Annotated in this window: 8 protein-coding genes; all 8 read right to left on the bottom strand. The window is 69.0% G+C overall.

The window, feature by feature from the left end:
* Positions 1-96 (bottom strand): LacI family DNA-binding transcriptional regulator (locus FHS22_RS36975; protein ID WP_184948218.1); only part of this gene is annotated, 96 nt, incomplete at its 3' end.
* Positions 87-1,259 carry a dienelactone hydrolase family protein gene (locus FHS22_RS36970; protein ID WP_184948857.1) on the bottom strand — a complete coding sequence of 391 codons (1,173 nt, stop codon included), beginning with the start codon at positions 1,257-1,259 and terminating at the stop codon, positions 87-89. The genes FHS22_RS36975 and FHS22_RS36970, both read right to left, overlap by 10 nt.
* Before the next feature lie 3 nt (positions 1,260-1,262).
* Entirely contained in the window at positions 1,263-2,549 is a 1,287-nt protein-coding gene (locus FHS22_RS36965; protein ID WP_184948856.1) for a Gfo/Idh/MocA family protein, read from the bottom strand.
* An 87-nt stretch (positions 2,550-2,636) separates the two neighbouring features.
* Positions 2,637-3,905, bottom strand: coding sequence for an extracellular solute-binding protein (locus FHS22_RS36960; protein WP_184948855.1), 1,269 nt, complete (start codon positions 3,903-3,905; stop codon positions 2,637-2,639).
* Between the two features lie 45 nt (positions 3,906-3,950).
* A complete protein-coding gene (locus tag FHS22_RS36955) occupies positions 3,951-4,817 on the bottom strand; it encodes a carbohydrate ABC transporter permease (RefSeq protein ID WP_184948854.1) in 867 nt (288 codons plus the stop codon).
* A complete protein-coding gene (locus tag FHS22_RS36950) occupies positions 4,798-5,778 on the bottom strand; it encodes a carbohydrate ABC transporter permease (protein WP_184948853.1) in 981 nt (326 codons plus the stop codon). The genes FHS22_RS36955 and FHS22_RS36950 overlap by 20 nt, the downstream gene beginning before the upstream one ends.
* Positions 5,779-6,169: 391 nt before the next feature.
* The gene (locus tag FHS22_RS36945) at positions 6,170-7,093 is read right to left on the bottom strand and encodes an aldose epimerase family protein (RefSeq protein WP_338048123.1); all 924 of its coding nucleotides are present in this window, start codon (positions 7,091-7,093) and stop codon (positions 6,170-6,172) included.
* A 29-nt stretch (positions 7,094-7,122) separates the two neighbouring features.
* Positions 7,123-7,389, bottom strand: a 267-nt coding sequence (locus FHS22_RS36940; protein ID WP_184948851.1) for a substrate-binding domain-containing protein, incomplete at its 5' end; no start/stop codon positions are given.

Below are 7,389 nucleotides of genomic sequence, written 5' to 3'. Positions count from 1 at the left end.
CTCCGCATTCACCAGATGCGGCGCCGAAAACGTCCGCGACACCGTCGAGACATGCACCCCCGACGCCCGCGCCACATCCCGGATCGTCACCGCCACGGCCCACCTCCATCTGCTCTCACGTAGCGGGCGAGCCAACCGAAGACCCGCTCCTGCGCGGCGAGGCCGAACTCGTGCCCCGCGTCGGCGAACACGCCCGTGTAGTCCGCCTGGGCCTGCCGATAGTGTGCCGTGATCATCGTATGGGCACGGCGCATCCCGCTCAGCGGAAGGATCGCGTCGTGCTCGCCGTACCAGACCAGCAGCGGCCTGGGGGCCGCGCAGGCCACGAGGTCGGGCAGGTCGCACAGTCTGGACAGGCCCGGAGGGTACAACATCCAGGTGTGTCCCGCGACGTACCCGTCGAGCAGGTCGCGGTAGGAGGAGACCATCGCGACCACGGCGACCGCCGCCGTGTCCGGGTCGAAGGCGCCGAGCAGGGCCGCGCGCAGTCCTCCGCCCGACAGCCCGGCGCAGCCGACGGGACCGGTGTCGGGGCGCGCGCGCAGGTAGGCGGCCGCGGCCAGGTCCTCCCCCGCGACGACGCCCGCGTAGGAGGTGCCGAGCACGGTGCAGTACTTGGCCAGCACGTGCTCGTGCCGGGCGGCCGCGGCGTCGTAGCGGCCGGCCTCGCCGAGCCCGGGTTCGGGCCTCCCCCGGACGTTCTCCGGCATGTCGGCGAGCGGGACCCTGCGGCTGCCCCAGCCCAGCGCGTCGGGGACCAGCACGGTGAACCCCCGCAGGGCCAGTTCGCCCGCCCACGCCCGGCCGCCGTAGAGCGCGGCCCGCAGCCCGGCCACCTCGGGAGAGTGGCCTTCCGGGCCGTCGGCGATCTTCTCCTTGCCCGCCCACTTCATCCCGGCGTGGCAGTGCAGCGCGAGGACGCCCGGCAGCACCGCCCCGCCCGCCTCGCGGGGGCGCAGCACATAGGCGCGGGTCCTGGGACCGAACCCGACGTCCCAGGAGACCTCCTCCCCGCGCAGCGCGCCCGCCGTCCAGGTCCGCTCGGTGCGCACGTCCGCGGCGGTCAGGTCGAGGACGCCCAGCGCGTCGCGGGCCCGCTCGCGCAGTCCGGGGCCGGGCCGGGGGAACAGCCCGCGCTGCGCCGCGGCGATGCCGGCGAGGGCGGAGAACTCACCGAGATGCCGCAGGCGGCGCGGGCCACCGGCCGGATCGGACGGCGCGGCGGCGCCGTCCCGTGCGGTGGGGGGGTCGGACGGCACCACTCAGCTGTCCGACACGCGGGTGCCGCCGGCGGTGAGGTGGACCGGCCGGCCGGTGCGGATCGACTCGTTGGCCGAGGCGCCCACCATGACGCTGCGGATCCCGTCGAGATAGCCGGCCTGCCTGGCCAGCGGGTCGTCGCCGGGCCCGCGGAAGACGTCGTCCAGCAGCAGCCGGTCGCCGCCGCCGTGGCCGCCGGCGCCCTGCTCGATCGGGATCTCCCTGGCCTCCTGCCAGTGCTGGTGCAGGACGAGCTTCTCCCAGGCCCCCGCCGCGTGCTCCTTGGAGGCCGCGGTCGGGTCGATCGCGGCGTGCGGCGGGGTCCAGGCCCGCTCGCACACCTCCAGTTCGATCCGCCCGCCGGTGCCGTTGAAGACGACGCGGTAGCCCTCGTAGGGCGCGTGCGCGTTGAGCGAGTAGGTGAGCACGGCCCGGTTGTCGTAGCGGACCAGGACCGCCATGTTGTCCTCGATGGTGACGCCCTCGGCGAAGACGTCCTGGTCGCGGATGTAGCCGTCCTCGTGCTCGGCGTCCAGGTAGAGGCGCTTGAGCCGGGGGTCGGCGGAGATGTCCAGGATGAACGGGTCGGTGCCGAGGCCGGGCGCGCCCTGGCCGCGCTCGGGCCGGGTGCCGAGGTTGCGGGCCTGAGCGTTCTCCGCGCCGTAGAAGCGCAGGTCGCCCTGGGCGTACACGGCCTGCGCGGCGGCGGCCAGCCACCAGTTGACCAGGTCGAAGTGGTGGGTGGACTTGTGCACCAGCAGGCCGCCGGAGCTGGCCTTGTCCCGGTGCCAGCGGCGGAAGTAGTCGGCGCCGTGGATGGTGTCCAGGGCCCAGTCGAAGTGCACGGAGGTGATCTCGCCGATCGCGCCGTCCATGATGAGGCGGCGGACCGCCGAGTTGCGCGGCGAGTAGCGGTAGTTGAAGGTGACGACCAGGGAGCCGGTGCTCCGCTCGGCGGCGGCGGCGATCGCGGCGCAGCTCTCGGCGTCGATCGTCAGCGGCTTCTCCACGATCACCCGCTTGCCCGCGTCCAGCGCGGTGACCACGTAGTCGGCGTGCGTGGCGTCCACGGTGGCGACGACCACCGCGTCGCACAGTTCGAGCATCTTGCCGAAGTCGTCCGGCGCGAAGCAGGGCACCGGCGCGCCGATCCGCTCGACGTAGAAGTCCATGCGGGTCCGGTTGCTGTCGCACAGGGCGACGACGGTGCCGGTGTCGCCCCAGTCGCCGAGCAGCGCGTCGACGTACATCTGGGCGCGGTGGCCGAGCCCGACGAATGCGTATCTCATCTCTTCTCCCCGATGGTGCGCCGTACGGCTCGCGCGCTCCCGCAACGAGCCGTACGGCAGTCTGAGGGTGTGTCCCCGATGCGGCGGCTAGCCGGCGATGGCCGCGTTGGCCTCTTCGAGGAGCTTGGTGGCCGCCTCGTCGGCGCTCTGCTGGCCGGAGGTCACCGCCTCGGAGTAGCGGCGGACGATGTCCTCCATCTTCGAGCCGCCCTTCGGCGGGACCTCCGCCGTGGCCAGCTCGCTCTTGATCGAGTCGACGAAGGTCAGGCTCTGCTGGTCGGCCGGGGGCAGCTTGTCCTTGACCGCCGCCAGGACCTTGGAGTTGATCGGGAGACCGCGGTCGCTGAGCAGGATGCCGGCCGCCTCCGGGTCGTTGACCAGGTAGTCGATGAACTTCTGGGCCTCGGCCGGGTGCTCGGTCTTGCTGGAGGCGGTCCAGTGCATGGCGGGCTGGAGGAACATGCCGTGGCTGGAGGCGCCCTCCGCCTTGGGCAGGCGGAGCAGGGTCAGCTCGGAGCCGGACACCTTGCTCAGGGTGCCGAGCTGGTTGCTCCACCACATGCCGAACACGCCCTTGTTGGTGCCGATCAGCGACTGCTCCACGCCGGCGGCGGCGATCTCGGCCATCTTCGCGGCGTCGGGCGAGCCCTTGGTCTTGATCAGCTGGTCGAAGTTCGCCCACCAGGCCTTGATCGTCTCGGGCGTGATGCCGATCTTGCCGTTGTTGTAGAACTTCTCCCCGCGCTGTGCGGCGAACATGGACAGGTACACCTGGTTGAAGGTGTACTCCGTGCCGAAGGTCGAGCCGTCCCCGGCCTTGGTGATCTTCTCGGAGAGCTTGATGTAGTCGTCCCAGGTCCAGGTCTTGTCGTCCGGGAGCTCCTCGCCCGCCTTGTCGAGGGCGGCCTTGTTGACGATCATTCCCATGACGTTGACGCCGGTGGGGATGGCGTACTGCTTGCCGTCGAAGTTGCCGGTGGAGAGCACCTGCTGGTCGAGGTCGGCGACGTTGACCTTGCCGGCGAGGTCGGCGAGGGCGCCGCGGCCGCCGTACTCGGCCAGGCCGCGGATCTCCAGGGTCATGACGTCGGGCGCGTCGTTGGCCGCCACCTTGGTGGCCAGCGACTCGTAGTAGCTCGGCCAGTCGGAGAACTCCCCGACCACGTCGATGGTCGGGTTCTTCTTCTCGAACGCCGCGATGACCTGCTCGGTGAGCTTCTGCCGGGCGTCGGAGCCCCAGTAGGAGAAGCGCAGCTTGACCTTGCCGTCGCCTTCGGCGGCGTCGCCGCCGCTGCCGCACGCCGCCAGGGTCATCGCGGCCACCGCGAGCAGGGCCGCCGTCTTGAGAGAGCGCATCTCTCGTCCTTCCTCTTGTTCGTTCTCAGGGGGGGTTGAAGAGGACTACTTGAGACCCGTGGTCGCCATGCCACGGATCAGGTACTTCTGGCCGGCCAGGAAGAATCCGAAGATCGGCCCGAGGGCGATGATCGACATGGCGAACATCGGCCCCCATGACGACTCACCACTGGAGTCCAGGAAGGTGCGCAGCGCCACCGGGACGGTGAAGTTGTCGGGGTTGTTCAGGTAGAGCAGCTGGCTGAAGAAGTCGTTCCACGTCCAGATGAACGTGAAGATCGCCGTAGTGGCCAGCGCCGGGGTGCAGAGCGGGAGGATGACGCGGAAGAACGTGCGCCAGTACCCGGCCCCGTCGATCGAGGCGGCCTCGTCGAGCTCGCGCGGGAGCGTCCTGATGAACTGGACCATCAGGAAGATGAAGAACGAGTCGTGGGCCAGGAACTTCGGCAGGATCAGCGGCCAGATCGTGTTGATCATGTCCAGCTGGGAGAACACGATGTACTGCGGCACGATCACCACGTGGAACGGCAGCATGATCGTGCCGAGCATGAGCGCGAACCAGAGCTTCTTCAGCGGGAAGTTCAGGCGGGCGAAGGAGTAGGCGGCCAGCGAGCAGGCGACCAGGTTGCCGACGACCGACAGCGCCGTGATGACCGCCGAGTTCCACAGGTAGTAGCCGAACGGATGGGCGAGCGCCGTCCAGCCCTCGGTGTAGTTCTTGAAGGTGAACTCGCTGGGGATCAGGCCGGGCTCGCGGAAGATCAGCTCCTCCGGCTTCAGGGAGCTGGAGATCATCCACAGCAGCGGGTAGAGCATGACCAGGCCGAAGCCGATCAGCATCAGGTGCTTGGCGCCCCTGGAGACGCGGCGCCGGTACAGGACCGGATTCCGGCTACTTACTGTCGTCGCCATAGAAGACCCAATACTTGGACGCGAGGAAGTTGACCCCGGTCAGGCCGGCAATGATGATCACGAGCACCCAGGCCATCGCCGAGGCGTAGCCCATCTCGTACTCCTTGAACCCCTTCGAGTAGAGGTAGAGCGTGTAGAAGAGGGTGGAGTCGCTCGGGCCGCCCGTGCCGTTGCTCACGATGAACGACTGCGTGAACGACTGGAACGACTTGATCACTTCGAGTACGAGGTTGAAGAAGATGATCGGCGTGAGCAGCGGCAGCGTGACCGACTTGAACTGCTGGACGACGCCCGCGCCGTCGATCGAGGCGGCCTCGTAGTAGCTGCTCGGGATCTGCCGCAGACCGGCCAGGAAGATGACCATCGGCGCGCCGAACGTCCAGACGTGCAGCAGGATCAGGGTGCTCAGCGCGGTGTCGGGGTTGTTGACGTAGCTGGTGCCCTGGATGCCGAAGATCGCGAGCACCGCGTTGACCAGGCCGTCCGCACCGAAGATCTTCCGCCAGAGGATGGCGATCGCCACGCTGCCGCCCAGCAGCGAGGGCAGGTAGTAGATCGACCGGTAGAAGGACAGGCCCCGCAGGCCCCGGTCCAGCAGCAGCGCCAGAGCCAGGGCGAAGCCGAGCTGGAGCGGCACCGAGACGACCACGTAGATCGTGGTGACCTTCAGCGAGGCCCAGAACCGCGGGTCCTCGGTGAACATCTTCACGTAGTTGTCCAGGCCGACCCACTTGGCCTCGTCGAGGAGGCTGTAGTCGGTGAAGGACAGGTAGAGCGAGGCCACGATGGGGCCGATGGTGATCAGGAACAGGCCCAGGAACCACGGAATGAGGAACACATAGGCCGCCCACCCCTCGCGGCGGGAGCGGACACTGGGTCGGGGGCGCCCACGCCCGCGCTTGGGAGCGGGAGCAGGGGCGGGAGCCGCGACCTCGGACTTCAGCGACAGCGAATCAACCATGGCGGCACCCCGGTGCAGAACGGGCGCGGGGGGTTCTTGATTCGGTCGTCATCACGGGACCTCCCGATGTGACGTAATTGGATGGCGCTTTCCTATAGCGCCGAGGAAAGTTACGTCAACCCTTTGCAGCCGTTACATAGCTGTTACCGATATATCGATAACCACGTTCGTGCAGCTAGAACGGTTACCGACAGGTGTGCCCCGGGTAAACAAATTTCCGGCTGCGGCTTCATTGCTACAAGCGGTTGCAGGGCGAGGCAAGACATCGAATCATAGGATGAATGCTCGCGAATGTGATCAGGGAGCGTGCCGGCCCCGGGGAACCCGGGAGCGGCACGCTCCCCTGACACGGCGGGTGGATCAGCTCATGTACCGTTCAGGGCACGAACCGTCAGAACACGAACCGGTACGCGGTCTCCGAGACGTGCTCCTGCCCCGGCCTCAGCACGGTGGAGGGGAAGTCGGGCCGGTTCGGCGCGTCCGGGAAGTGCTGCGTCTCCAGGCAGAACCCGGCGAACCTGCCGTACGGCGTCGCGACGCCGTCCAGCATGTGCCCGGTGTAGAACTGGACTCCCGGCTCGGTGGTCGTCACCTCCATCGCCCGGCCGCTCACCGGCTCCTCCACCCGCATCGTCCCGCCGGGGCGCAGCACGTAGCAGTGGTCGTAGCAGCCTTCCAGCCGCGCGCCCACCGCCTGCGGCCGGGTGAAGTCGTACGGCGTGCCGGCCACCGGCGCGGGCTCCCCGGGCAGGGGGATCTTGCCCTCGTCGACCGGCAGGTAGTGGTCGGCCTCGACGGTCACCACGTGCCCGAGCACGTCGCCCGAGCCCGCGAGGTTGAAGTAGGAGTGGTTGGTCAGGTTGAGCACGGTGGGCGCGTCGGTGACGGCGTGGTAGCCGATCCGCAGCTCGTCGCGGTCGGTGAGGGCGTAGGTGACCGACACGGTGAGCGTGCCCGGATAGCCCTCCTCGCCGTCCTTGCTGACACGGGTCAGCCGGACGGCCCGCTCGCCGTCCGGCTCGGCCTGCCAGATCCGCTTGTCGAATCCGCTCTCCCCGCCGTGCAGGCTGTTGCCCTTGTCGTTGAGCGGGAGCCGGTACGAGGTCCCGTCGAGGGTGAAACGGCCGCCCGCGATGCGGTTGCCGTACCGGCCGACGACGGCGCCGAAGTAGCGGCTGCGCGTCAGGTAGTCGGCCACGGTGGGCAGGCCCAGGACGACGTCGGTCCCGTCGGGCAGCTCCACCGACTGGACGATCGCGCCGAGGGTCAGGATCCCTACGCGCATCCGGCCGTTCGACAGGACGTGCCGGTCCACGGCTTCCCCTGCGGGCGTGGATCCAAATCTCACGGTGAACTCGCTCTCTGCGTCGATTCTCTGATCACCAGGTGGGTCTCCAGCCTGGCGGTGGTGCGCGGGGCCGCCTCGCCCGCCGCGACGGAGGCCAGCAGCAGGTCGACCGCCATCCGCCCGGCCGCCGCGGTCGGCATCGTGATCGTCGTCAGCTTCGGCCGGCTGAGCCGGCCGGGCAGACTGTCGTCCACACCGATCACGCTCACGTCACCGGGCACGTCCAGACCCCGCTCGCGCAGACCCTCGATCAGGCCCAGCGC

It is taken from the genome of Thiemannella venezuelensis (assembly GCF_014203605.1).
Classification (GTDB): domain Bacteria; phylum Actinomycetota; class Actinomycetes; order Streptosporangiales; family Streptosporangiaceae; genus Planomonospora_A; species Planomonospora_A venezuelensis.
This window is presented reverse-complemented; position numbering and strand designations above follow the sequence as displayed.

Bases quoted from the DNA above. Each gene is read 5' to 3' on its own strand.
- FHS22_RS36965 (WP_184948856.1), bottom strand. From the start codon at position 2,549: ATGAGATACGCATTCGTCGGGCTCGGCCACCGCGCCCAGATGTACGTC.
- FHS22_RS36955 (WP_184948854.1), bottom strand. From the start codon at position 4,817: ATGGCGACGACAGTAAGTAGCCGGAATCCGGTCCTGTACCGGCGCCGC.
- FHS22_RS36950 (WP_184948853.1), bottom strand. From the start codon at position 5,778: ATGGTTGATTCGCTGTCGCTGAAGTCCGAGGTCGCGGCTCCCGCCCCT.
- FHS22_RS36960 (WP_184948855.1), bottom strand. From the start codon at position 3,905: ATGCGCTCTCTCAAGACGGCGGCCCTGCTCGCGGTGGCCGCGATGACC.